The 24,851-nt window shown below is 57.1% G+C and carries 26 protein-coding genes; 19 read left to right on the forward strand and 7 right to left on the reverse strand.

Annotated elements, in window-relative coordinates; all coding sequences use genetic code 11:
• Positions 1–3 precede the first annotated feature (3 nt).
• The 3 genes from ACR0DG_RS14005 to ACR0DG_RS14015 are packed head-to-tail and all read left to right on the forward strand — an operon-like array spanning position 4 to position 3,770.
• Entirely contained in the window at positions 4–1,089 is a 1,086-nt protein-coding gene (locus ACR0DG_RS14005) for a microcin C ABC transporter permease YejB (protein ID WP_480697926.1), read from the forward strand.
• Entirely contained in the window at positions 1,090–2,196 is a 1,107-nt protein-coding gene (locus ACR0DG_RS14010) for an ABC transporter permease (protein ID WP_480697925.1), read from the forward strand.
• Positions 2,193–3,770, forward strand: a complete 1,578-nt coding sequence (locus tag ACR0DG_RS14015; RefSeq protein WP_480697924.1) for an ABC transporter ATP-binding protein — start codon at positions 2,193–2,195, stop codon at positions 3,768–3,770. Before ACR0DG_RS14010 ends, ACR0DG_RS14015 begins: the two co-directional genes overlap by 4 nt.
• A gap of 20 nt (positions 3,771–3,790) precedes the next feature.
• Here ACR0DG_RS14015 and ACR0DG_RS14020 read toward each other — a convergent pair whose 3' ends face one another.
• On the reverse strand, positions 3,791–5,719 hold the full coding sequence (locus ACR0DG_RS14020) for an elongation factor G (RefSeq protein ID WP_480697923.1): 1,929 nt from the start codon (positions 5,717–5,719) through the stop codon (positions 3,791–3,793).
• A gap of 204 nt (positions 5,720–5,923) precedes the next feature.
• Entirely contained in the window at positions 5,924–7,279 is a 1,356-nt protein-coding gene (hemN, locus tag ACR0DG_RS14025) for an oxygen-independent coproporphyrinogen III oxidase (protein WP_480697922.1), read from the reverse strand.
• Between the two features lie 61 nt (positions 7,280–7,340).
• Between hemN and fnrL the strand changes: the two genes are divergently transcribed.
• Complete coding sequence (gene fnrL, locus ACR0DG_RS14030) at positions 7,341–8,084, forward strand: transcriptional regulator FnrL (RefSeq protein ID WP_480697921.1); 744 nt, start codon at positions 7,341–7,343, stop codon at positions 8,082–8,084.
• 73 nt (positions 8,085–8,157) lie between these two features.
• Complete coding sequence (locus ACR0DG_RS14035) at positions 8,158–8,412, forward strand: GlsB/YeaQ/YmgE family stress response membrane protein (RefSeq protein WP_480697920.1); 255 nt, start codon at positions 8,158–8,160, stop codon at positions 8,410–8,412.
• Positions 8,413–8,429: 17 nt separating this feature from the next.
• Here the strand turns inward: ACR0DG_RS14035 and ACR0DG_RS14040 are convergent, their stop codons facing one another.
• Positions 8,430–9,269 (reverse strand): universal stress protein, encoded by an 840-nt coding sequence (locus tag ACR0DG_RS14040; RefSeq protein ID WP_480697919.1) that lies wholly within the window; start codon positions 9,267–9,269, stop codon positions 8,430–8,432.
• A 195-nt stretch (positions 9,270–9,464) separates the two neighbouring features.
• On the opposite strand from ACR0DG_RS14040, the gene ccoN reads away from it, so the two are divergent.
• From ccoN to ccoP, 4 genes are read left to right on the forward strand one after another with little or no spacing between them, the layout of a single operon-like run.
• On the forward strand, positions 9,465–11,072 hold the full coding sequence (gene ccoN / locus ACR0DG_RS14045; RefSeq protein WP_480697918.1) for a cytochrome-c oxidase, cbb3-type subunit I: 1,608 nt from the start codon (positions 9,465–9,467) through the stop codon (positions 11,070–11,072).
• A gap of 14 nt (positions 11,073–11,086) precedes the next feature.
• The gene (ccoO, locus tag ACR0DG_RS14050) at positions 11,087–11,815 is read left to right on the forward strand and encodes a cytochrome-c oxidase, cbb3-type subunit II (protein WP_480697917.1); all 729 of its coding nucleotides are present in this window, start codon (positions 11,087–11,089) and stop codon (positions 11,813–11,815) included.
• A gap of 11 nt (positions 11,816–11,826) precedes the next feature.
• Positions 11,827–12,012, forward strand: coding sequence for a cbb3-type cytochrome c oxidase subunit 3 (locus ACR0DG_RS14055; protein ID WP_480697916.1), 186 nt, complete (start codon positions 11,827–11,829; stop codon positions 12,010–12,012).
• Positions 12,009–12,872, forward strand: a complete 864-nt coding sequence (gene ccoP, locus ACR0DG_RS14060; RefSeq protein WP_480697915.1) for a cytochrome-c oxidase, cbb3-type subunit III — start codon at positions 12,009–12,011, stop codon at positions 12,870–12,872. The genes ACR0DG_RS14055 and ccoP overlap by 4 nt, the downstream gene beginning before the upstream one ends.
• 103 nt (positions 12,873–12,975) lie before the next feature.
• On the opposite strand, the gene ACR0DG_RS14065 is transcribed toward ccoP, so the two are convergent.
• Positions 12,976–13,143: a hypothetical protein gene (locus tag ACR0DG_RS14065; RefSeq protein WP_480697914.1), complete on the reverse strand. Its 168-nt coding sequence runs from the start codon at positions 13,141–13,143 to the stop codon at positions 12,976–12,978.
• A gap of 100 nt (positions 13,144–13,243) precedes the next feature.
• On the opposite strand from ACR0DG_RS14065, the gene ACR0DG_RS14070 reads away from it, so the two are divergent.
• From ACR0DG_RS14070 to nusG, 7 genes are all read left to right on the forward strand, one after another.
• Positions 13,244–14,119, forward strand: coding sequence for a LysR family transcriptional regulator (locus tag ACR0DG_RS14070; RefSeq protein WP_480697913.1), 876 nt, complete (start codon positions 13,244–13,246; stop codon positions 14,117–14,119).
• Between the two features lie 101 nt (positions 14,120–14,220).
• Complete coding sequence (gene ccoG, locus ACR0DG_RS14075; protein WP_480697912.1) at positions 14,221–15,648, forward strand: cytochrome c oxidase accessory protein CcoG; 1,428 nt, start codon at positions 14,221–14,223, stop codon at positions 15,646–15,648.
• Between the two features lies 1 nt (position 15,649).
• The gene (locus tag ACR0DG_RS14080) at positions 15,650–16,108 is read left to right on the forward strand and encodes a FixH family protein (RefSeq protein WP_480697911.1); all 459 of its coding nucleotides are present in this window, start codon (positions 15,650–15,652) and stop codon (positions 16,106–16,108) included.
• A gap of 3 nt (positions 16,109–16,111) precedes the next feature.
• Entirely contained in the window at positions 16,112–18,289 is a 2,178-nt protein-coding gene (locus tag ACR0DG_RS14085) for a heavy metal translocating P-type ATPase (RefSeq protein ID WP_480697910.1), read from the forward strand.
• A 4-nt stretch (positions 18,290–18,293) separates the two neighbouring features.
• Positions 18,294–18,452 carry a cbb3-type cytochrome oxidase assembly protein CcoS gene (gene ccoS, locus ACR0DG_RS14090; protein WP_170355309.1) on the forward strand — a complete coding sequence of 53 codons (159 nt, stop codon included), beginning with the start codon at positions 18,294–18,296 and terminating at the stop codon, positions 18,450–18,452.
• A 68-nt stretch (positions 18,453–18,520) separates the two neighbouring features.
• Positions 18,521–18,718: a preprotein translocase subunit SecE gene (gene secE / locus ACR0DG_RS14095; RefSeq protein ID WP_171124314.1), complete on the forward strand. Its 198-nt coding sequence runs from the start codon at positions 18,521–18,523 to the stop codon at positions 18,716–18,718.
• 191 nt (positions 18,719–18,909) lie between these two features.
• Complete coding sequence (gene nusG, locus ACR0DG_RS14100) at positions 18,910–19,443, forward strand: transcription termination/antitermination protein NusG (RefSeq protein ID WP_170355307.1); 534 nt, start codon at positions 18,910–18,912, stop codon at positions 19,441–19,443.
• Positions 19,444–19,541: 98 nt separating this feature from the next.
• On the opposite strand, the gene ACR0DG_RS14105 is transcribed toward nusG, so the two are convergent.
• Positions 19,542–20,780, reverse strand: a complete 1,239-nt coding sequence (locus tag ACR0DG_RS14105; protein ID WP_480697909.1) for a peptidoglycan-binding domain-containing protein — start codon at positions 20,778–20,780, stop codon at positions 19,542–19,544.
• Between the two features lie 379 nt (positions 20,781–21,159).
• Here ACR0DG_RS14105 and rplK point away from each other — a divergent pair, with 379 nt between their 5' ends.
• Positions 21,160–21,609 (forward strand): 50S ribosomal protein L11, encoded by a 450-nt coding sequence (gene rplK / locus ACR0DG_RS14110; protein ID WP_010440985.1) that lies wholly within the window; start codon positions 21,160–21,162, stop codon positions 21,607–21,609.
• 1 nt (position 21,610) lies between these two features.
• Positions 21,611–22,309, forward strand: a complete 699-nt coding sequence (gene rplA, locus ACR0DG_RS14115; RefSeq protein ID WP_170355304.1) for a 50S ribosomal protein L1 — start codon at positions 21,611–21,613, stop codon at positions 22,307–22,309.
• A 65-nt stretch (positions 22,310–22,374) separates the two neighbouring features.
• Here the strand turns inward: rplA and ACR0DG_RS14120 are convergent, their stop codons facing one another.
• Together ACR0DG_RS14120 and ACR0DG_RS14125 are read right to left on the reverse strand one after the other, a co-directional pair.
• On the reverse strand, positions 22,375–23,400 hold the full coding sequence (locus ACR0DG_RS14120) for a Hint domain-containing protein (protein WP_480697908.1): 1,026 nt from the start codon (positions 23,398–23,400) through the stop codon (positions 22,375–22,377).
• Between the two features lie 142 nt (positions 23,401–23,542).
• A complete protein-coding gene (locus ACR0DG_RS14125) occupies positions 23,543–24,517 on the reverse strand; it encodes an aminoglycoside phosphotransferase family protein (RefSeq protein ID WP_480697907.1) in 975 nt (324 codons plus the stop codon).
• A gap of 109 nt (positions 24,518–24,626) precedes the next feature.
• Here ACR0DG_RS14125 and ACR0DG_RS14130 point away from each other — a divergent pair, with 109 nt between their 5' ends.
• On the forward strand, positions 24,627–24,812 hold the full coding sequence (locus ACR0DG_RS14130) for a hypothetical protein (protein ID WP_480707190.1): 186 nt from the start codon (positions 24,627–24,629) through the stop codon (positions 24,810–24,812).
• Positions 24,813–24,851 lie beyond the last annotated feature (39 nt).

Below are 24,851 nucleotides of genomic sequence, written 5' to 3' on the forward strand. Positions count from 1 at the left end.
CACATGGGAGCATATATTCTAAGACGCTTGTTGCTGGTCATCCCAACCTTGCTTGGGATCATGATCGTCAACTTTACGCTGGTTCAGTTCGTTCCGGGCGGGCCGATTGAACAGATCATCGCCCAGATGGAAGGCGGCGGTGACGTATTCGAAGGTATTGCCGGTGGTGGCAGCGACATTGACCAACAAACCGGGGGTGTGAACGACCGGTATATTGGCGCACGTGGTTTGCCGCCCGAATTTATCGAAGAGCTGGAAAAGGAGTTTGGGTTCGACAAACCTCCGGTGCAGCGGTTCCTCGACATGATGGGCAACTACCTGACGCTCGACTTTGGTGAGAGTTATTTCCGGTCAATCAGCGTGATCGACCTTGTGCTGGAAAAGATGCCGGTCTCGATTTCACTGGGCCTCTGGTCCACGCTGATTGCGTATCTGGTCTCGATCCCGCTGGGCATTCGCAAAGCCATCAAGGACGGGTCCAATTTCGACACATGGACCAGTGGCGCCATTATCGTGGCCTATGCCATTCCCGGCTTTCTGTTCGCGATTCTGTTGCTGGTGCTGTTTGCCGGTGGATCTTATTGGCAAATCTTCCCGCTGCGGGGACTGACCTCAGACAATTGGGACAGCCTCAGCCTGTTTGGAAAGATCGCAGATTATTTCTGGCATATCGCCCTGCCGATCACCGCGCTGACAATTTCAGCTTTTGCGACGCTGACCCTGCTGACCAAAAACTCGTTTCTGGACGAGATCAAAAAGCAGTACGTCATGACGGCACGTGCAAAGGGCCTGAGCGAAGGGCGCGTTCTCTACGGTCATGTGTTCCGAAATGCGATGCTGATCGTCATCGCAGGATTTCCCGCGGTATTCATCGGCGTATTTTTCGGAGGTTCGATCATAATCGAAACCATCTTCTCGTTGGATGGGCTTGGGCGTTTGGGCTTTGAGGCCGCTGTCGCGCGCGATTACCCGGTGATTTTCGGCACGCTGTTTATCTTTGGCCTTATGGGTCTGGTTGTCGGGATCATCAGCGACATCATGTATGTGCTGGTCGATCCGCGCATCGACTTTGAAAAGCGGGAGGGGTAAATGGCGCTTTCCCCACTCAATCAGCGCCGCTGGCGCAATTTCCGGCGTAATGGCCGCGCGTTCTGGTCGCTGATCATCTTTTCGGTGCTGTTCGGTCTGTCACTGTTTGCCGAGTTCATTGCCAATGACAAACCGATCCTGGTGAACTACCGGGGCGAGTTCTATACGCCGATTTTCAATTTCTATGCCGAGACTGAATTTGGCGGCGATTTCCAGACCGAAGCGATCTATCGCGACCCCGAGGTTATGTGCCTGATCGACAGTGGTGGTCTGGATCAGTGCTTTGATGACCCGGAAGGGATCATTGATGAGATCAAGGCCGGGACTTTTCAGGCCGACGGGTTTGAGCGTGGCTGGGCCATTTGGCCGTTGATTCCCTATTCCTTCAACACCAGCGTTGATCGCCCTGGCGCCGCCCCGTTGCCGCCAAATGGCCAGAACCTGTTGGGCACCGACGACACCAAACGCGATGTACTGGCGCGGGTCATCTATGGTTTCAGGTTATCAATCCTGTTCACTCTGATCGTGACCGGTGCCGCCAGCCTGATCGGGATTTTTGCGGGCGCTATACAGGGGTTTTTCGGTGGGTGGCTGGACCTGATCTTCCAACGCATAATCGAGATTTGGTCATCCACGCCTTCGCTTTACGTGATCATCATCATGTTCGCCATTCTGGGCCGAAGTTTCTGGTTGCTGGTAATCCTTATGATCTTGTTCAGTTGGACTGGTCTGGTTGGCGTGGTCAGGGCCGAATTCCTTCGGGCGCGTAACCTGGAATACGTACGCGCCGCGCGTGCGCTGGGCGTTGGGAACATGACCATCATGTTCCGCCATATGCTGCCAAACGCCATGGTCGCCACATTGACGTTCATGCCCTTTATCGTGACAGGCACGATTGGCGGTCTGGCTTCGCTGGACTTCCTTGGTTTCGGTCTGCCATCCTCGGCCCCGTCTTTGGGAGAGCTGACCTTGCAGGCCAAACAGAACCTGCAGGCACCGTGGCTGGCCTTTACCGCGTTTTTCACCTTTGCCATCATGCTGTCGCTGTTGGTCTTCATTTTCGAAGGCGTGCGCGACGCGTTTGATCCCAGAAAGACCTTCTCATGAGCCTTTTGGATGTGAACAACCTCAAGGTCTCGTTCAAGCAGGATGGGCAGGTCAGCGCGGTGGTCAAGGGCGTCTCGTTCACCGTTGATCGCGGCGAAACCGTTGCATTGGTGGGTGAGTCGGGTTCGGGCAAGTCCGTAACGGCGCTAAGTACGGTGTCGTTGCTGGGAGACAGTGCGCTTGTCGAAGGGTCCGTCACCTACGACGGAGATGAGATGATCGGCGCCTCTCAGGACAAGCTAATGGACGTGCGCGGCAACGACATCAGCTTTATCTTCCAAGAGCCGATGACTTCGCTCAACCCGTTGCACACAATTCAGAAGCAGATGGCTGAGTCTCTGGCATTGCACCAAGGCTTGACCGGCAACGATGCGCGTGACCGCATTATCGAGTTGTTGGACAAAGTCGGCATACGTGATCCTCAAGAGCGGCTGGATAGCTATCCGCATCAATTGTCGGGCGGGCAAAGGCAGCGTGTCATGATTGCTATGGCCTTGGCCAACAAGCCTGACATTCTGATCGCGGATGAGCCGACCACTGCGCTGGACGTCACAATTCAAGCCCAGATTCTCGAGCTGTTGGCCGAGCTGCAAAAGTCGGAAAACATGGGGATGTTGTTTATCACCCATGACCTTGGCATCGTGCGCCGAATTGCCGATCGCGTCTGCGTGATGAAGGACGGCGAAATTGTCGAAACGGGCATTACGACCGAGATTTTTGACAACCCCCAGCATCCCTATACGCGCAAGCTATTGGCGGCCGAGCCATCCGGGCATCCCGATCCCGTGGCATCCGATGCTGAAGAGGTTGCCCGGACAGATCATCTGAAGGTTTGGTTTCCGATCCAACGTGGCTTCCTGAAGCGCACTGTTGGCCATGTGAAAGCGGTCAATGACGCGACCCTGAGTGTACGGGCCGGCGAAACGCTGGGCATTGTGGGCGAGAGTGGATCAGGCAAGACGACGCTGGCTCTGGCGATCATGCGTCTGATTGCGTCTGAGGGTGGGATTACTTTCCGAGATCAAGACGTCCGCAGCTGGTCCACCAAAGAGTTGCGGCGTTTGCGCAAGGACATGCAGATCGTCTTTCAGGACCCGTTTGGCAGCCTGAGCCCTCGGATGACCTGTATGCAGATCATCGCCGAGGGGCTTGCGATTCATAAGGTTGACCCCCATCGTGCCCCGCGCGAGCTGGTGGCTGAGGTCATGACCGAAGTCGGGTTGGATCCGGCTGCGATGGATCGTTACCCGCATGAATTCTCGGGCGGACAACGTCAGCGCATCGCAATCGCGCGCGCGATGATTTTGCGCCCCAAATTGCTGGTGCTGGACGAACCGACCAGTGCCCTGGATATGACCGTGCAAGTGCAGATCGTGGATCTGTTGCGCGATTTGCAGCGCAAATATGGGCTCGCCTATCTGTTCATCAGCCACGACCTGAAAGTTGTCCGCGCCATGTCGCACAACGTTATCGTGATGCGAAACGGTGACGTGATCGAAATGGGCGCGGCCGAAGACCTGTTTGAAAACGCGCAAACCGACTACACACGCGAACTGATTTCGGCGGCGGGCTGATTTCAGCCCGCCCGTTCTTTTCAGGCGTTTGCCGGTTCCCGAACAGCAGGTTTGGGAACCGGGCCGCGCAATTCCTCATAGTGATCAAAGCTCAGTTTGACCCAACCGGTACCACGCGTAGCGCTGGCGAGACTTCTGTGCAGTTCATCTTCGGCAACAGCGGGCAGTTGGGCATTGAATATCTCCCAGCCTGAGGCGTTCGGGTTGCCTTCGAACCCCAGCACTTGCCCCTGCAAGGAACTGATCGTGGGAACCAGATCACCGACGAAGTCCGACGGCAGGTGAATCTCGGCGTTGAGTATTGGCTGCAGCACGACGGGCTTGGCCTGAGGCAGTGCCTCACGCACCGCGTTCTTGCCAGCCGTTCGGAACGCGAAATCCGAACTGTCCACATTGTGGTGCTTGCCGTCGCTTAGCGTGACTTTGACATCGACCACGGGGAACCCTTCCGGCCCCTGTTCCAACGCGTCTTTCGCACCATGCTCGACAGACGGGATATAGTTGCGGGGAACCGCGCCGCCCTTGACGATCTCTTCGAACTGAAAGCCCGAGCCACGTGGCATCGGCGCCACCGAGATCACCACATCGGCAAATTGCCCAGCCCCGCCGGATTGCTTGCGGTGACGGTGCCGATGCTCGATGGGCGCGCGAATGGTTTCGCGGTACGCGGTTTCAACCGGATCGGTAACAATCTCGATCCCAAAGTCTTCGGCCAGTTTGGCCGAAACGCGCCGCAGATGCTGTGGGCCTTGAGATCCCAGAACGGCGTGGCCGCTCAATTCGTCTTGTCCCAAATGCAGACCGGGATCGATCTCGACCAGGCGGGTCAGCGCGTTTGACAGGCGAACATCATCACGTTCATGCGCGGGTGAAACAACCTGACGGTGCGCGGCGGGGTGCGATGAGGCCCATTCCGGCAGGGGCGCGGCCCCCTTGCTGTCATAGATATTGCTGGGATTGAGGTGGTCGGATTTCACAGCCAGACCGATTTGCCCGGCCTCCAGTTGTGAGATTTGTGTTTTCGCGTCCAGCGTAGTCAGGTTGCCGACCGTCTCGCCCCCCAGAGCCTCGTGCGCGCGTACACCGTCCCCGAGACCGCGGAGTACGATAATCTTGCCGATGTGCTTTTTGACGTCCGCGAACCCGGCAATGGCGCGTGCGTTCTCGGCGGCTTCGTCGCGACCGGCGGCAATGTCAAATTCCGGTGCTTCGTGACGAAGCGCCTTCATCAGACGGGTCAGGCCATTGCCGTGACTTGCGGCCCCCAGACAGGCCGGGATCAGTTGATGGTTCTGCAGCACCTGTGCGGCCAGGTCATAGACTTCTGCACTGGCTGGTTGTTTGTCCTCGATCAGTTGCTCGAGCAGATGATCATCAAAGTCAGACAGCGTTTCCAGCAGCTCGACCCGCGCTTCCTGTTCGCGATCTTCGACGGATTGCGGCAGTTCGATCAGGGCTGACGGTTGGCCCTCTTGGTACTTCCACGCGCGTTCCGAGATCAGATCAACCGCACCGATGATCGTGTCGCCCTCGCGGATCGGAACCTGACGCAGGGCAATGTGATGCGTGCAATAGGTCTGCAGGGTGGCGATGATGTCGCGAATTCGGCCATTGGGGCTGTCCATTCGGTTGATGAACAGGAAACACGGGATCCCGGCCTCTTCGACCAGTCGCAGATACGGCGCGCATAACACGGATGCGTCAGGGTCGGGTGGAACCACCACCACGGCCGCGTCCGAGATTGCCATCGCCGGGCCGACATAGCCCAGATTATCCCCGCCGCCATCAACGTCGATCGCACACCAGGGTTCGTCCAAGTAAGAAAAACCGTGCAAATGCACGGTTCCTGAAACATCGAATGTCGTGGGTCGCCCGTCGAGGCGGCTGATGGCCTCGACTAGAGTGGTTTTGCCCGATTGGCTGGGGCCGAGGACGGTGAAAACGCGCATGGGTGCTGTCCCTCTTTCAGGTTGCAGAAATACCTGCACGAAAAGGGTTGTCCCACGCGGATGCGTTGGCATGAACTGTCTGCGAATTCACCTGCCTCAGGGTGCGGATCGCACCGTTCGAGTGTGGAGAAAACCAGAGGCCCGCGTCAAGCCCCTGTGCATTTTTTCAACGTGAAGGCCCGGACCGGACCCGCGTGAACCGGCTTAGATCGCCGAGCTGTGACCAGCTTTGCTAAGGTCATATGCATCAAAGCTGCGGGCGATCATGCGCGTTAAGGCACGGGCTTCGGGCGGAATGAACAACCCATCCTCGGTGACCGTCAGAAGGTTGTCGAACGCTGCATTTGCCGCTCGGTACATCTCTTGCAATTGGGCCGCCGTGATGTCGTGGGCTTTCAGAATCTCTGCCGACTTGATCTGGAAATCGCACATGAGTGCCTCGATCAGGCGCCCTCGCAACACGTCCTGCCCTTTGAACACATGTCCACGCGATGTCGAAAAACGCCCTTCGCGGATTGCCTTGGTATGTGCCGACGTCGCAGGAGCATTCTGGGCATAGCCCTGAGGGAACCGCGAGATCGAGCTGGCACCAACGCCGATCAAAACCTCAGCCTGGTCATCTGTGTATCCCTGGAAGTTCCGCTTGAGTCGTCCAGCCTTCAGGGCGTGGGTCAGACCGTCATACTGCGTGGCGAAATGGTCGATGCCGATCTCGGCATAGTTATCCCACATGAAAAGGCGACGTGCTGTATCGAACAGGTCCAGCCGTTTTTCGGGGGTGGGCAGAGCGTCAGACGGGATCATCTGCTGACGTTTGGCCATCCAGGGAACATGCGCATACCCATACAGCGCGACGCGATCAGGGCTGAGCGAAAGAAGCTTTTGCACGCTTTCGGTCATCCGTGACTTGGTCTGATGGGGCAGGCCATAAAGAATATCGGCGTTCAGGCTGTTAATGCCTCGGGCCCGGATCATCTCGGCTGCGCGGCGCGTCGTGTCGTAACTCTGAATGCGACCGATTGTTTTCTGAATCTCGTCATCGAAATCCTGAATCCCGATCGAGGCGCGGTTCATGCCTGCCTCGGCCAGCGCATCCAGACGCACTTCGTCGATCTCGTTCGGATCAATCTCGACCGAGAATTCAGCGCCCGGACCAAACGGAACAATGCTTAGGATCCGAGAGGCCAGATCGCGCATAAGATCGGCGTTTAGCAATGTCGGTGTACCGCCACCCCAGTGCAGGCGCGATAGGGTTACGCCTTCGGGCAACCGGGCTGCTAGCAAGTCCAGCTCGGCTTTCAGAACGTCGACATAGGCGATAACCGGGTTGTCGGTTTGGGTTCCCTGCGTCCGGCAAGCGCAAAACCAGCACAGGCGACGGCAGAATGGAACATGGACATAAAGCGAGACGGCGCTACCGGGTTTGATCCCGGAAATCCAATCTTCAAAATGACTTGACCCCACATCATTGCTGAAGTGGGGTGCGGTGGGATAGCTTGTGTAACGCGGAACTTTAGCGTCAAATAGTCCAAGCCGTGCCAGTTGTGGTTTCACTATCATAGCGATACCGTTAGAGCACGGCCAACCAAGCTGCCTTGACAGAGATCAAGTGGGAACGCGCATGACACCGATATTCAAGATCGACCACACCAACTGTGCTGATTGCCCGATTCGCCACCGGGCTGTTTGTGCGCACTGCGAAGCCGATGAGCTGCAAGCGCTTGAAGAAATTAAGTATTATCGCAGTTTCGAGGCAGGGCAGACGATCATCTGGTCAGGGGATCAGATGAATTTTGTGGGCTCGGTTGTGTCTGGTATCGCATCGTTGACACAGACGATGGAGGATGGACGGACCCAAATGGTGGGTCTTTTGCTGCCCAGCGACTTTGTTGGTCGGCCCGGTCGCGATTCGGCTCCATATGATGTTCAGGCGACCACCGATCTGGTGATGTGCTGTTTCCGCAAGAAGCCTTTTGAAGTCCTGATGAGCGAGACACCCCATATCGCCCATCGCCTATTGCAGATGACGTTGGACGAACTCGATGCGGCGCGGGAATGGATGCTGGTCTTGGGCCGCAAGACCGCGCGTGAAAAGATTGCCAGCCTGTTGTCGATCATCGCCCGTCGGGATGCGTCGATTAACCAGAAAGGCAACACCGGACCAATTGTGTTTGACCTGCCCCTGACCCGCGAAGCGATGGCAGATTATCTGGGACTGACACTGGAAACGGTCAGTCGTCAGATTTCGGCGTTGAAAAAAGACGAAGTGATTGCGTTGGAAGGCAAGCGCCACGTCACGATCCCCGACATGGGGCGCTTGATGGAAGAGGCGGGTGATGACTCTGACGGCGGGTTCCTTGTCTGACGTCCTTGCAGGGTGACGCAGCGGGCAAGCCGTGATTAAATTGCCCGGACGCTAACAATATCAGGAGAAAGCCATGCAGTTCAGCAGCTTGCTGGCCATGTTGTTTATTGGCGCAGTCGCCGGATGGCTGTCAGGAAAGATCATGGAAGGCCGTGGCTTTGGCCTGATTGGAAACATCATTGTTGGCGTCGTGGGCGCGTTTCTGGCGGGCACGATCTTTCCTGCGCTGGGCTTTGCTGTAGGCGGTGGCCTGTTTTCGTCGATCTTCTCGGCCACGATTGGAGCGATAATTCTACTGTTCCTAATCGGGCTGGTTAAAAAGGGATAGCGGCTGCCCGCCGTCCCTCAGTGCGCCAGAAACACGGGAACAGCCGATTGTTCCAGCATGTTCCGCGTCGCGCCGCCAAGGATGGCTTCGCGGAACCGCGAATGGCCATAAGCCCCCATGACGATCATGTCGGCCTCAGTATCCATGGCATGGCGGTTCAGTATGTCCGACACGCGGGTCATGGTTTTACTCAGAACATCAATCTCGCATTTCACGCCGTGACGGGACAGCATCTGCGACAGCATCCCGCCGGGGTCGGAGCGATCCGGCCCGTGACGGGGTGGGTCAATGACCACGATCCGCACCTGTTCTGCCGCAATCAGAAACGGTAACGCACATCGAATGGCCCGCATGGCTTCGACGCTTTCGTTCCAACCAATCAGAACGGTGCCCGGTTGCCCAAAAGGCGTCGCTTTGTCCGGAACAATCAGAACGGGTGCGTGGCCATCAAACATCGCTGCCTCGACGATAGGCTCTGCTTCTACGCCCCGGCCTTCGCCATAGGGCTGAGGCAGCACGACAAGATCCGAAAACCGTGCCCTGTGCGCGACGTGACGCCCAAGGTCGGAAATCTGGGCAACCCCGCTTTCAGCCGACCACCGGACGCCGGATTTGCCAAGGTAATCCTTGGCGTAGGCCAGTACTTCGTCGGCCTCGGCGTTAGCACGGCTCAGGGTTTCCTGAAGGATCAAAGCATTCGCACCCGCATAATAGTAGCCGGTCTGGCTGCGGTCGACGCCAAGGCACAAGGCTTCGGCATGCGAGTCCTGCGCCGAAGACAGCGCAACCATCTGTTCAAGCGCCGAATTTGACTGCTTTGCATCCGTCATGACAGTGAGAAGAGATTTGTAAGCCATGGTGACCTCTTGCCTTCAGGGCCAGGGCGCATGCGACGTTCCAGCCCAGTCGTTTCTTAAGCATTGTCATAGTATTCCGCGATCTGTCTTGACACAGATCAAAGCAGTTGCGGCTGCCCTCGGACAAAACAGCATCCAGTCAAAAGGGCCCGACCGAAATGAAGAATCGCGTTGGGCATGGCAAAGGGACGCAATATGTCAAATTACATCAAGCTGATCGTGCTTGGTCTGATCGCGGTCTTCGCGGCGATCGCGACCAATTATGCACGCGATTTGGCGTATCAGGTGCATGCAATTCTGGTGATGTTGATCGCCGGTGGTTTGTTCATCTGGACGCTTAGAAACACGGATGAGCCAGATACGTTCGTAGACCGCTCGGGCGAATACATGGATGGTGTGATCCGCTACGGCGTGATCGCTACTGCTTTTTGGGGTGTGGTCGGGTTCCTTGCGGGGACCTTTATCGCGTTTCAATTGGCCTTTCCGGTGCTCAACTTCGAATGGGCGCAGGGATACATGAACTTTGGCCGTTTGCGCCCGCTGCACACCTCGGCCGTGATTTTTGCCTTTGGCGGTAACGCGCTGCTGGCGACCTCGTTCTATGTCGTTCAACGCACCAGCGCCGCGCGTCTGTGGGGTGGGAACCTCGCATGGTTCGTATTCTGGGGGTATCAGCTATTCATCGTGCTGGCGGCCACAGGTTATATCCTGGGCGGAACGCAGTCCAAGGAATATGCAGAACCCGAATGGTATGTTGATCTGTGGCTGACCATTGTCTGGGTGGCCTATTTGGCCGTTTTCCTGGGCACTGTCGTCAAGCGGAAAGAGCCGCATATCTACGTTGCGAACTGGTTCTATCTGGCCTTTATCGTCACCGTCGCGATGTTGCACGTGGTGAACAATATCACCATTCCGGTCAGCATCTGGGGTTCGAAATCGGTCATCGTCTGGTCGGGTGTTCAAGACGCCATGATCCAGTGGTGGTACGGCCACAACGCTGTGGGCTTCTTCCTGACTGCGGGTTTCCTGGGCATGATGTACTACTTCATCCCGAAACAGGCCGAGCGTCCGGTCTTTTCATACAAGCTGTCGATCATCCACTTCTGGGCCCTGATCTTCCTGTATATCTGGGCGGGTCCGCACCACCTGCACTATACCGCGCTGCCTGACTGGGCCTCGACGCTGGGCATGGTGTTCTCGGTCGTGCTGTGGATGCCTTCGTGGGGTGGTATGATCAACGGTCTGATGACGCTCTCGGGCGCATGGGACAAGCTGCGCACCGACCCGGTTATCCGGATGATGGTGATCTCGGTCGGCTTCTACGGCATGTCCACCTTTGAGGGTCCGATGATGTCGATCCGCGCCGTAAACTCGCTGAGCCACTACACCGACTGGACCATTGGTCACGTGCATTCAGGCGCGCTGGGCTGGAACGGTATGATCACATTCGGTGCGCTGTACTTCCTGGTGCCTGTTCTGTGGAAGCGCGAGCGTCTGTACTCGCTGCAACTGGTCAGCTGGCACTTCTGGCTCGCCACTATCGGCATCGTGCTTTACGCCGCGTCGATGTGGGTCACCGGTATCATGGAAGGCCTGATGTGGCGTGAAGTGGATGCCAACGGCTTCCTGGTGAACTCGTTCGCTGACACCGTGGCTGCCAAGTTCCCGATGTACGTGGTGCGTGCGCTGGGTGGCGTGATGTTCGTCGCTGGCTCGCTGATCATGTGCTACAACCTGTGGATGACTGTGCGGAAGGCACCGGCCAAAGAGGCCAGCCTGACCGTTGCGGTCCCGGCTGAATAAGGAGGGCCGGAGCAATGGCAATTCTCGACAAACATAAAATCCTCGAGACCAACGCGACCCTCCTGCTGGTATTCAGCTTTCTGGTCGTAACCATCGGTGGCATCGTTCAGATCACCCCGCTGTTCTATCTTGAGAACACCATCGAGAAGGTGGAGGGCATGCGCCCTTACACCCCTCTCGAAATGGCGGGACGTGAGATTTATCTGCGCGAAGGCTGCTATGTCTGCCACAGCCAGATGATCCGTCCGATGCGGGATGAGGTCGAACGCTATGGCCACTACTCGCTGGCGGCAGAGTCGATGTATGACCACCCGTTCCAGTGGGGGTCAAAGCGGACCGGGCCTGATCTGGCACGTGTCGGTGGTCGCTATTCGGATGACTGGCATGTTCGCCACTTACGCGACGCGCAATCGGTGGTGCCGGAATCGGTGATGCCAAAATATGGCTTCCTCGAAACCCGTAAGCTGAACGGTGAATACATTGGTGACATCATGAAGGCCAATGCGGTTGTGGGCACGCCCTATACCGAGGAAATGCTCGCCAACGCCGAGGCTGACTTCCGCGCGCAGGCCGATCCGGACAGCGATTTTGACGGGTTGCTGGAACGCTACGGCGACAAGGTCAACGTGCGTAACTTCGACGGTCAGTCCGATTTGACCGAAGCTGATGCGCTGATCGCTTATCTGCAGATGCTGGGCACGCTGGTCGACTTCTCGACCTTCACCCCGGACGCAAGCCGCTGAGGGAGGGTGAGATGGAACTTTACACACTTCTTCGAGAGTTCGCGGATAGCTGGATGTTGCTGCTGCTCTTTACGTTCTTCATTGGCATCGTGATCTGGGTTTTCCGCCCCGGTGCTAGCAAGGAATACAAAGACACCGCCAACATCCCCTTCCGGCATCAAGATAAACCCGCCGAATCCAAGGAGGCGCGGCCATGAGTAAGACACCTGAAAAACTGCCGGGTGATCCGCAAACAACCGGACACAGCTGGGACGGTCTGGAAGAGTTCGACAACCCGATGCCCCGTTGGTGGCTGTGGACCTTCTACGCCTGTATCTTCTGGGGTGTGATCTACACGATCATGTATCCAGCATGGCCTTTGGTTCAATCGGCAACAGCCGGGGTCACAGGTTGGTCTTCTCGCGGAGAAGTCCAGGAAGAAATCGTGGCCGCCCAAGAGGCGAACGCACCCTGGAACGCCAAGCTAGTTGAAACACCGCTCGAGGAAATCTCGGCCGATGCTGAACTGCAGCAATTTGCAGTGAACTCGGGCGGTGCCGTTTTCCGTACGTGGTGTGCACAGTGCCACGGGTCCGGCGCACAAGGCGCACCGGGGTTCCCGAACCTGCTGGATGACGCATGGCTCTGGGGTGGGTCGCTCGAGGATATCGAGTACACCGTTGCCTATGGTATTCGGAATGAAGAAAGCGACGACGCGCGCTATTCCGAGATGCCTGCATTCGGAGAACTGCTCGAGAAAGAAGAGATCGCGCAGGTGGTCCAGTACGTAATGTCGCTGACCAACGCACAGACCGATGACGCAGCCGCGCAGGCAGGAAAGGTTGTCTATGAAGACAATTGTTCCGCGTGCCACGGCGAGGATGGTAAGGGCGACGTCTTTCAGGGCGCTCCGAACCTGACCGATGCGATTTGGTTGTTTGGCGGCAGCGAAGAAGAACTGACTGAAACGGTCACCTACAGCCGCTTTGGTGTGATGCCCGCATGGGAAAACCGTCTGACCGAAGCGCAAATCCGCGCGGTCACGGCATACGTCCACCAACTGGGTGGCGGCCAATAAGGCCAAAAGAACACCTTCGGGCGGTTTGACCGCCCGAAGGCTGTAGCACCGGCTGTTCTATCTGTTCGCGCGTTTCCTGAACGGCCGGTGCTCATTCCTCAAGTCATCCGTCGGTTTTAGGGCGATCTGCAAACATCCCCTTACGGTCGGTGTCTTTCTCTTTCCACCAATGGTTTTTCGGCAGCCACTCGATGTCTTGGCTGTCACGATGCCAGGGTTCAGGCGCGTTCCGACTGGCGACCATGAAGCTGCGTGCAAGGATCGAAATCATCTGAGCATTCCTTTCATGCGGTTCTTTCCAAGAAAGGATTGAGTTTTGGCATGAGAAATGCGACTCAATATCAATTCTGAAATGTAAGTTGGACTTACAGATGAATTGGATGAGATTTCCCCCCTTGGCGTCTTTGCGCGCTTTTTCTGCGTTTGCTGAATGCGGGAACGTTGTGCAGGCAGGTGGAGCGCTTAATGTTAGCCACGCTGCCATAAGCCAGCATTTGCGTTCGTTGGAAAAGCATCTTGGCGTCAGCCTGTTGGATCGCTCGGGAAAATCAATGACGCTGACCCCAGAGGGCGAACACCTTGCGCGGGCATTGCATCTGGGTTTCGGTGCAATCGGGACCGCGATCTCGGAACTTGTGCAAACGGCTAGCGAGCGTCCGGTTCATGTGTCTCTTACCCCATCATTTGCGGCGTCGTGGCTCATGCCGCGCCTGCCTGCGTTTCAGGCTGAACATCCCGAGGTTCCACTGGCCATCGATCCAACGCCGAAGCTGGTCGACTTACGGCCAGGTGGGGTCGACATTGCGATCCGTTACGGGAACGGTCGCTGGCCAGGCGTCAATGCTCAGTTATTGCTGCAAAGCCCGATGGTCATCGTTGCAGCGCAAAGCTTACTTGGAAACCGCGAGACCTGGACGCCAGAGGAGCTCAGCCAGTTGCCCTGGCTGGAGGAGTTGGGCACAACCGAAGCCACCACCTGGCTGGCGCGCAAAGGCGTTGAACACAGCCCAAGGGCGGGGCGGATCTCGGTGCCGGGTAATCTGCTGCTGGATGGGCTGCGCGCGGGGCAGGGTGTAACGGTGACGGCGCGGCATTTTGTCGAACCTGACATAGCCTCAGGCCTCATTGTCGAGCTGTATCGCGAGCCGGACACAACGGGTTACTTTATTGTTACCAATGACACGCAGCAAAGACCTGCTGTGAAAACCTTTGTGCGTTGGCTGAAACAGCAATCAGACCAACTGTGACAAAAGGTGTCTGTACGATGCGCTTTTGACCCATGTCAAAGTGCTTACCTTTGTGATCTGGGACAAGACGCCGAAAAAACAGCTACATCTGGAGCCATTCCGTGAGCGATTCCGACCCCGCCCCCAGTCTCTACGCCGCACGAGAGCCGATTTTCCCCCGGCGCGTGTCCGGTCCGTTTCGTAATCTGAAATGGATCATCATGGCGGTGACACTGGGCATCTACTACATCACACCGTGGATCAGGTGGGACCGCGGACCCAGCCTGCCGGATCAAGCGGTGTTGCTGGATCTGGCCAACCGCCGGTTTTACTTTTTCTGGATCGAAATCTGGCCACACGAATTTTACTTTGTGGCGGGCCTGTTGATCATGGCCGGTCTGGGGCTGTTTCTGTTCACCTCGGCGCTTGGGCGTGTGTGGTGCGGCTATGCTTGCCCGCAGACAGTCTGGACTGACCTTTACATCCTGGTCGAGCGCTGGATTGAAGGTGACCGGAACGCCAGGCTGCGCTTGCACCGTCAGGAAAAGATGGACTTTCGCAAGGCACGGCTTCGGGTCACGAAATGGACCGCTTGGTTGTTGATCGGTTTGGCCACGGGCGGTGCGTGGGTGTTCTATTTCGCCGATGCGCCGACGTTGCTGCGTGATCTGGTCACCGGAAACGCGCATCCTGTGGCGTATACCACGATGTTGATCCTGACGGGTACGACCTTCCTGTTCGGCGGGTTCGCGCGGGAACAGATTTGTATCTACGCCTGCCCCTGGCCCCGTATTCAAGCGGCGATGATGGACGAAGACACGCTTGTGGTCGGCTACCGCGAATGGCGGGGTGAGCCGCGTGGTAAGGGTAAGCGAACGGCGGATTCCGAGCTTGGGGATTGCATCGACTGTATGGCCTGCGTGAACGTATGCCCTGTCGGCATCGACATTCGCGATGGTCAGCAACTGGAATGCATCACCTGCGCGCTGTGCATTGACGCCTGCGATGACATGATGGCCAAGATCGGTAAGCCGCGCGGGCTGATCGACTATATGGCACTGAGCGACGAAACCCGTGAGCGCGAAGGTAAGCCGCCCCGGAACATCTGGAAACACATTCTGCGGCCTCGGACGATCATGTATACGGCGATGTGGTCTGCAGTTGGTCTTGCCCTGTTGTTTGCCTTGTTCATCCGGTCCGATATCGACCTGACCGTAGCGCCTGTCCGCAATCCAACCTTTGTAACGCTATCAGACGGCACAATCCGCAACACCTATGACGTGCGTCTGCGGAACAAACATGGCGAAGAACGCGCATTCAAACTTTCACTCGCAGGCGATCCGGCCCTTGAGGTTCAGATCGAGGGGGCAGAAGGAGACACTGTCAATGTCACCGCGGATACGGCACAATTGACCCGTGTTTACATTGTAGCCGATGGTGAAACGGGCCCCGCAGCGGCGGATGTGACGCCGGTTCGGATCTGGGTCGAAGACCTGCAAAGTGGCGAGCGCGCCTACAAAGACACCACGTTTAACGGTCGAGGTAACTGAGATGGCTGAACGTCAATTTACTGGCAAGCATGCTCTGGCTGTATTTGTTGCGGCCTTTGGCGTGATTATCGCTGTGAACCTTGTGCTGGCCTACAGCGCGGTAAAAACCTTCCCCGGGCTTGAAGTCAAAAACTCGTATGTCGCGAGTCAGGAGTTCAATGAACGTCTGCAAGAACAGCAGGCTCTGGGGTGGTTTATTCGCGCCGAAGTATCGGGCGGCCTGTTGATCCTGCACATCACGGATGAAACCGGCGCACCGGTTAAGGTGGCTGAACTGCAGGCCGTCGTAGGGCGCGCCACGCATGTCAAAGAGGATTTTTCGCCCGATTTCACTTTTGATGGCGGGGCATATACCACCCCTGCATCTTTGGGGCAGGGCAACTGGAACATCCGCATGCTAGCCAAAGACAGCAATGGTGCCGAATTTGCGCAGCGGGTGCCGCTGTATGTGAAAGGGTAACGTATGACGGCGCAGATGACCTCTGGTACTGCGGCCTGTCCGGGGTGCATTGCGGCACCGGCGGAACCGGCACGTCCGATCCCGCAGGATGTGCAGATTGCGTTGTCACTGCCCGGAATTCACTGCTCTGCTTGTATCGCGACAGTTGAACGGGAACTGAACGCGCAGCCCGGCGTCGAAGATGCGCGCGTCAACCTGACGCTGAAACGCGCGATGATCAAAGCGAGCGCCGATCTGCGTGCCGCCGATCTGATCCCCGTGCTGGAACACGCTGGGTACGAAGCGCATGAATTGGATCCAGGCGCTTTGTCGGCGACGCAATCCGATCGGGCGGGGCGCGATCTGCTGATGCGGTTGGCGGTCGCGGGCTTCGCATCAATGAACGTGATGCTGTTGTCCGTTTCGGTCTGGTCCGGCGCTGCAGATGCCACCCGAGACATGTTCCATTGGATTTCGGCTGCTATCGCGCTGCCCGCGATCGCATTTGCCGGGCAACCCTTTTTCGTCAATGCCTGGAGCGCGCTGCGGGTTCGTCGACTGAACATGGACGTTCCCATTGTGCTGGCGATCCTTCTGGCCCTAATGACGTCCCTTTGGGAAACCGCGCTGAGTGGCGAGCATGCCTATTTCGACGCGGCCCTTACATTGACCTTTTTTCTTCTGGCTGGTCGATACCTGGACTATCGCACACGCGCGGCGGCCCGATCTGCGGCTGAAGAGTTGACCGCGCTGGAGGTCCCGCGTGCCATTCGCGTGGTAGGAGGTGTCGAAGAAGAAGTCGCCGTTGCCGCGCTGAACGTGGGCGATCTGATCCTTGTGCGCCCCGGCGGGCGCATGCCCGTAGACGGTGAAATCGTTGCGGGTCAGTCCGAACTCGACCGGTCTTTGCTGACTGGGGAAACACTGCCTGTCTTTGCGGAAACGGGTCAACCTGTCAGCGCGGGTGAGGTCAACCTGACCGGTCCCCTGACCATCCGGGCGACTGCGGTCGGCGAAGATACCTCGCTACATCGCATGGCTGATCTTGTGGCCATCGCTGAATCCGGGCGGTCGCGTTACACCTCGCTGGCCGACAAGGCGGCCAAGCTCTATGCGCCGGGGGTTCATATCCTGTCGGCGCTCAGCTTTCTGGGGTGGTATATCTATTCCGGCGATATCCGCACCGCGCTGAACATCGCTGCCGCTGTGCTGATTATCACCTGCCCCTGTGCGCTTGGTCTGGCCGTGCCTGCGGTGACGACGGCGGCCTCGGGGCGGTTGTTCCGGAAGGGGATGCTGATCAAACATGCCACCGCACTGGAACGTCTGGCCGAGGTCGATACGGTGGTCTTCGACAAGACAGGTACCTTGACCACGGGCACGCCAGAGCTGACCAATCTGGGCGATCATTCCCGCGCCAACCTTGAGATCGCGTTGGCTTTGGCCGAGGCGTCATCGCACCCCCTGTCCGTTGCTTTGACCAAGTCCGCACGCGCGGCCGGGGTTAAACCGGCGACCCTTAGGGACGTCACCGAGGTTCCGGGGTATGGCACCGAAGGCAATTGGCGCGGTCAGATTGTTCGCCTGGGGCGCGCGCAATGGGCGGGCGCTGAAGAAGGTGATCAGACTGCTGCATGGCTTTCCGTCGCTGGGCATGAGCCCGTTGCATTCCTGTTTTCAGACAGCCTGCGGCCGGGCGCAGCCGAGGCGGTACAAGCGTTCCGCGATGCTGGCAAAGAGGTTATTTTGATCTCAGGCGACACACAGGGTGCGGTTCAGGCACTGGCGGAAAAGTTGGGTATCGAAAACTGGATCGCACAGGCGCTGCCGGAAGATAAGGCCAAACGCGTACAGGGTTTGAGGGATCAGGGCCAACACGTCCTAATGGTGGGTGACGGTTTGAACGATACGGCCGCATTGGCTGCGGCGAATGTATCGATCTCTCCGGCGTCGGCGTTGGATGCGGCGCGGGTTGCTTCGGACATCGTGCTTTTGGGCAATGACCTCTCGCCGATCGCAGATGCCTGCGACACGGCCGTGAAAGCCACAAAACGGATTCGGGAAAACTTCCGCATTGCGACTGTTTACAATATCATCGCAGTGCCCTTGGCTGTGGTAGGGTTGGCAACTCCGCTGATTGCGGCGCTGGCGATGTCAACCTCGTCGATCACCGTGTCTCTGAACGCCCTGCGTGTAAGGTAAGCATATGGAAGTTCTGGCCTATCTGATACCGATTTCCCTGTTCCTTGGCGGGGTTGGATTGGTGGCGTTTGTCTACACGGTCCGCTCGAACCAGTATGACGACCCCGAAGGTGACGCGCGGCGCATCCTGAGTGACGAATGGGATGACAAGCCCAAGCCCTGACAGCCCTTGAAATTGCCGCAATGCCCGGTTATGTCCCGCGTATCCGCTAGCAGAGAGAACCACGCCAAATGGCCACCACAAACCCGATCCAGTTCATTCAGCAAGTCCGTGCCGAAGTCGCAAAGGTCGTCTGGCCGACGCGGCGCGAAGTTCTGCTGACCACGGTCATGGTGTTCATCATGGCGGCCCTGACGGCCGTATTCTTTGCACTGGTCGATCTGGGTATTCGGGGCGGCCTGCAATTGATCCTCGGGGCATTCGGCTAAACCTGCTCAGGCGGGGCGTAATCACTGCTTCCCCCTTGCACCGCGCGCGATGTCCTTGTAGGTCACGCGGAACTATTCGGAATGGGCGTGCGGCGATTCGGACCGCGCGCCGCTTTTTATTCCGGGTGACGCAATAGAATTTCAACGACGGGCGCAGTCGCGGCCCAAAGGCAAACAAGGACGACAGGTTCATGGCGAAACGGTGGTACTCGGTCAGCGTTCTTTCGAATTTCGAAAAGAAGATCGCAGAGCAGATCCGCACGTCGGTGGCAGAGCACGGCCTTGAGGATGACATTGACGAAGTTCTGGTGCCCACCGAAGAGGTGATCGAAGTGCGCCGGGGCAAGAAAGTTACGACCGAACGCCGTTTCATGCCCGGCTATGTTCTGGTGCATATGGAGATGTCGGATCAAGGCTATCACCTTGTGAACTCGATCAACCGGGTCACCGGCTTCCTTGGCCCGCAGGGTCGCCCAATGCCGATGCGCGATGCCGAGGTGAACCAGATCCTGAACCGCGTTCAGGAAGGCGAAGAAGCGCCCAAGCTGATGATCAGCTTCGAGGTTGGCGAAAAGGTCAAGGTCAACGACGGCCCGTTCGAGGATTTCGACGGTATGGTCGAGGGCGTGGACGACGAGAACCAGAAGCTGAAAGTTTCGGTTTCCATCTTCGGTCGCGAAACCCCAGTCGAGCTGGACTTTACGCAGGTCACCAAGCAGAGCTGATCAAGCCCTACTGCATGAATAAAACGCCGCGATGCATAAGCACCGCGGCGTTTTTTCGTTCTGGTAACGCTGGCGTCGCCAGCCTTGTGTGATCCGTCTTATTGAGCCTGCACCATCGCGGCACGCAAGAGCTCGGGTCGATCAGTTTGAGATGGCAGGAAAACGGCCTGCGATCCAGCGTCCAGTGCTGACAGGCTTGAATCATACCACTGCATGGCAAGGTCTCGGCGCTCTGGCACTCCGAATCCTTCACGCAGGTGATGGCCGATCAACTCGCCATAGGCAGGCTCACCCATTGCGACCAACATCAGGGCAGATCCAACTGCTGTGTCCATGTTGTCCTGACGGTAGCCAATCGCCAGGCAAACCTTGCTGGTTGCGGCAAGGTCCTCGGGGCTGAGGCCAGAATCCAAGGCAAGCTTGCGCATTTGCGTCTCTGCATCTGTCTTGGAATGCAGGGCCAATGCATCGACTTGGGCTTTGATCATCTCACCATAGGAATTGCATTGCGCAGTGATCTGGTCGGGTGTCAGCCCCTGAATATCCTGTATCAGGTCTTCTCCGCGCGCCATTGCATAGCTGCGAGCAAGGCAGAACTGCTCGCTCAGTGCGAAATCAGGGTCAGACATGTTGGCCAAGGTCGTATAGCCGCCATTGGTCGATGTTTGGAGCATCACCGCACTACAACGGTTGGCCAGCGAAGGCCGCGCCGTACCACCAGCAAACAAGCTTGGAAGACTGCCGGTCGATGCGGTTTCGGTCGACGCGGTCTCAACCGGTGCAGCCGCTGGAACGGCCTCTGGCTGAGGCGTCGCGACCGGCGTGACCGGGGCAGGTGCCTGTGGTGCGGCTGCCAGCGCAGCCCCGCTATGGACCTGTTGGCGATAGGCGAACAAAAGCGGCTGGCCTGACAATTGCGTTGCGGCCTGACCGCCGCTTGTCGCCCAGAAGTACGCCTGATTCAGAAAGTCACTTTGGTAGGGCGGAAAGTCATATCCGTTCACCGGATAGCCCATCGAAGCCTGATAGCGTTCTATGGCCGACCGTGTGCCGCGTCCAACCTGACCATCGACGCGCCCGGCATTATACCCAAAATAGTTGAGAGCCGTCTGTGTCTGTGCGCCTTGTGAGGTTGATGGAATGCCCTGTCGGTAAGTCCGCGTTGTCGTCGTGGTGCGGCTTTGCTTTTTTCCTTGCTCTTTACCAATTGCGTAGCCGATGACACCACCCACAACAGCACCGCCCAGGATTTCACCCGCGTCCGCCCGAACGATCTGCGGGGCAGTAACAGCAAGCGAGAACGCAGTACCTAGCGTTGCGATTGATCGAAAAATCATAATAAACCTCCGCCAAAAATACCTTATTTCCGGAACTATAGCACAGCTGTTCCTATTGCGGAGGCGCAATGGGCAAGATGTGATCTTCACCCTGTCGACAAAGCGATTTCGTTTTTTGTTCAGGGGGTTGGCTCGGAAAACCACCCGCAATTGCGGGTGTTAGTATAGATTGCCCTGGCAAATTTCAGCCGGGGCTGATTCGATGGCACACCTTGGGTCTTCACCCTCTTGCCAACCCCAACATTCCCTTGTAAACGCCGCCTCTATCGTCTTCGGGCGAGATTCTCTCGTGGGAGATTGCAGGGATCGCGATCCCGGATCGGACCACGCAACATAAACCGGGTGGAACGCGTTTCACCTACGTTGAAAGGAAAACCAAATGGCCAAGAAGCTTGCTGGTACAATGAAGCTGCAGGTTCCTGCAGGTCAGGCGAACCCGTCGCCGCCAGTTGGTCCGGCGCTGGGTCAGCGCGGCATCAACATCATGGAATTCTGCAAGGCGTTCAACGCCAAGACCGCAGATATGGAGCCCGGCGCCCCGTGCCCAACCGTGATCACCTATTATCAGGACAAGTCCTTCACCATGGACATCAAGACGCCGCCCGCGTCTTACTACCTGAAAAAAGCCGCTGGCCTAAAGCCGGTTGGCAAGCGTAACCGCCCCCGTGGCGCGGAAAACCCCGGTCGTGAGACTGTGGCAACCGTGACCTCGAAGCAGGTTCGCGAAATCGCCGAAGCCAAAATGAAAGATCTGAACGCCAACGACGTCGAAGGCGCAATGCAGATCATCCTGGGCTCGGCCCGCTCTATGGGCATCGAGGTGAAGTAAGATGGCAAAACTTGGAAAACGCACCCGCGCTGCGCGCGAAGCTGTCGCCGGCAAGGAAAACCTGTCGATCGAAGACGCTGTTGCCCTGGTCAAAGCCAATGCAACCTCGAAATTCGACGAGACCATCGAAATCGCGATGAACCTGGGCGTTGACACCCGTCACGCAGACCAGATGGTTCGCGGCGTTGTTGGCCTGCCGAACGGCACCGGCAAAGCGATGCGCGTTGCTGTTTTTGCGCGTGGCCCCAAGGCTGACGAAGCGAAAGAAGCAGGCGCAGACATCGTTGGTGCAGAAGACCTGATGGAAACCATTCAGGGCGGCACCATCGAATTCGATCGCTGCATCGCCACCCCGGACATGATGCCCATCGTTGGTCGTCTGGGTAAGGTTCTGGGCCCCCGCAACCTGATGCCGAACCCCAAAGTTGGCACCGTGACCATGGACGTTAAAGCCGCCGTGGAAGCAGCCAAGGGCGGTGAAGTTCAGTTCAAGGCGGAAAAAGGCGGCGTCGTGCACGCTGGCGTTGGCAAAGCGTCGTTCGACGAAGCCAAGCTGGCTGAAAACGTTCGCGCATTCGTCTCGGCTGTGGCCAAGGCCAAGCCGTCGGGCGCCAAAGGTACCTACATGAAGAAAATCGCGCTGAGCTCGACCATGGGCCCAGGTGTGACTCTGGATGTGGCGGCTGCTGCAGGCGAATAAGCCTGGCTGTTACCGTATGAATTGAACCCGGGTCGCCCGCGCGGCCCGGGTTTTTTCATGCCTGATCAGAAATAGGCGCGTAAAACACTAGCCTCTCGGGCGTTGATCGTTGCAGCCGCGGTTTCTCCGAAAGAATGTTCGCCAAATTCGAGTTCAGGAAACAAGGCAAGGATCTCGGATTGCTGAGCCTTTGAAAGCGCATGCTTTGCACTGCCGCCGTAGTAATAGCTTTCGGTCAGTGCACCGTTTGACCGCACGATATGGTGTCGATCAAACATGAAATGGGTATAGGTCACTTCGTCCATTTCCTGCACCGCAATACCGGGCAAGCCACAAAGATGCTTGGCGGCAACGAACACTTCGGACGCGCCGAACAACATACTGGTCGCGGGTGACGAAACCAATACTCGGTGTTGCTGCGATACGACTAGCCTGCTGGCGTTTCCAATTGCGCCCGCTTCGATCACGACGGGTGCAAAGGCTCCACGGCCTGTCACTTTGGTTGTGCCAATCCAGAGGATAGGTTGATATCCTGCGTCCCGGGTCCAAACCAATTGGCCGCGTTTCAGATCGGCGACATCGACTTCGCCATCTGCAGTCTGAATAAACGTGCCGGGGCCAAAGCAGGGAATGTAGTCATCATAAGGTGAGCTGCCCGCATTGGAACCGGACACTTTGATGTAGGACGTGCCTGACACCAAAGGTGCGGACGTAGCATAACCCCACACGTCAGATGTGATCCCGTTTTGGGAAAATACGTAAACCTCGATTTCAGGCCCGGTCGGGTTTCCATCGTCATCAAGGGCGCGCACGACGATAATGGACTCAGATTCAACCGGCGTTCCGTTTGCAACCAGCCCGCCACCGTCCGTTATGATATGAGCGCCCGCTTGGTCGTCGTTGAACACATCCGGGCTTCCGCCCGTGTCGTCCAACGTGACTGTGGTGCCTGTTCCACCGGAATAGGCAAATATCGTGCCGTCTGGTGTGTCCGAGTTATTGATAATCGGATCGCCTACGATGGCGCCATTGGGGCTTGAGGTGACGACAAGGCTGGAACTGTCCTGAGCGAAAAAACTGCGAATGACCATGTGTGTTCAACAACCTTGTAGAAATCAGCGGATGCGACCTATGCGGACGGCTAATGCTAAAGAGTTATCTGATGTGAGTTCTTCGGCACCAGCATTTTACAGTAGGGTGCACCACACATTTTCGTCAGGATGCGATCATCGGTTAATCAGGTCCGGAAATCTGAAACGCTGAGCGTAATCTTTGGCCCAGTCGTGTGCGTTTATCGGTCTCGTATGGGCTGCAGACATGGTCTATTCGCCAAAGTGCCAGCCAGTCCTTCAGCAACCGACCCCTGATGCAAAAGTCCAGAATACCCATGTGCACAGGATGCCTGTAACGGCGGAAGAACATCTCCTTGTTGGTTTTGAGGATTCCGCTGCGATCAACGCTGTCAGACGCGCCATCCCGGAACACGTCTGATTTCAGAAAATCCACAATGTCGTACACGGCCAGCTTGGTGCGCGCTTCGGTGAAATCCAAACCGATCATTTGACCTTGCCCCACGATCAGGTTCTGAGCGTGAAAATCCCCGTGGCTAAAGACTTGGGTTTCCGGGATGCCTTTCAGGCGTGGTATATCGGCCTGCAATTCATCCAGCATTGCACGGCTTTCTTGTTGGATGGGCAAAGGTACTGTTTGCGTCAATTCCAGAATGCTGTCGGTCATCCACTTGGGTCGAAAACCATACACTTTCATGGGGTGATAGTGATGCAGATCATTCAGCCATTCCCCGGCGCGCCGGTAAATCTGGGCGACACGATCATCGTCGGCGCTGTTGTGGATCACATCGGCAGCCGTTGGTCGGTCGACATATTCGGTCACGAAAAACGCTTTGTTCGTGGACATGTAGACCGGCTGTACGACCCCAGACGCTTTGAAGGTTCGAAAATAGGTTGCAAGCTGGTTCAGTAGGTCAAATTCACCTTGAAGCCGACCAGTCTGAGGCGAGGTGGTGTCGATCTTCAGCGCAAAGTCGCCACTTGCTGTGGTAAGCCGTAGTAAAAAACGGGTGTCGCCAAAATCATGAGAACGGTAGACACACTCATACCTGGAAACCTCTCCTGCTGGCCCATGCTGCGCAAACTCTTTGATGAACTGCGAAACCAGACGGTTTTCTTTTGGTGACAGGGTTGGCATTTACGGTCTGGCGGCAATTTCTAAACAGGAAGCGTTCCGCGCTGACAGGACCCCAGCCGGCAAGGTGTGTCAATACAGCGGCTGCCCTTTGAAAACAGCGCTTGGAACAATGGTTGAAAAGCCCGACATTTGTGCGATTTACCCCTTGGAAACCTATGCCATCTGCCCTAAAGAGACTTGCGGAGTAAAGCGTGCGATTCGTCGTGCGCTTTATTTCGTTTCGTCCAAGACGGTGGGTGGTGCCATCTGGCCCCTTAATCTCCTGCCTGAGACGGGTAAGACCAAAGAATTCTGAGGGTCGCATTCCTCGGGCGCATTTTGGCCAATCCCGTAA

This window comes from Ruegeria sp. BG8 (genome assembly GCF_056538325.1).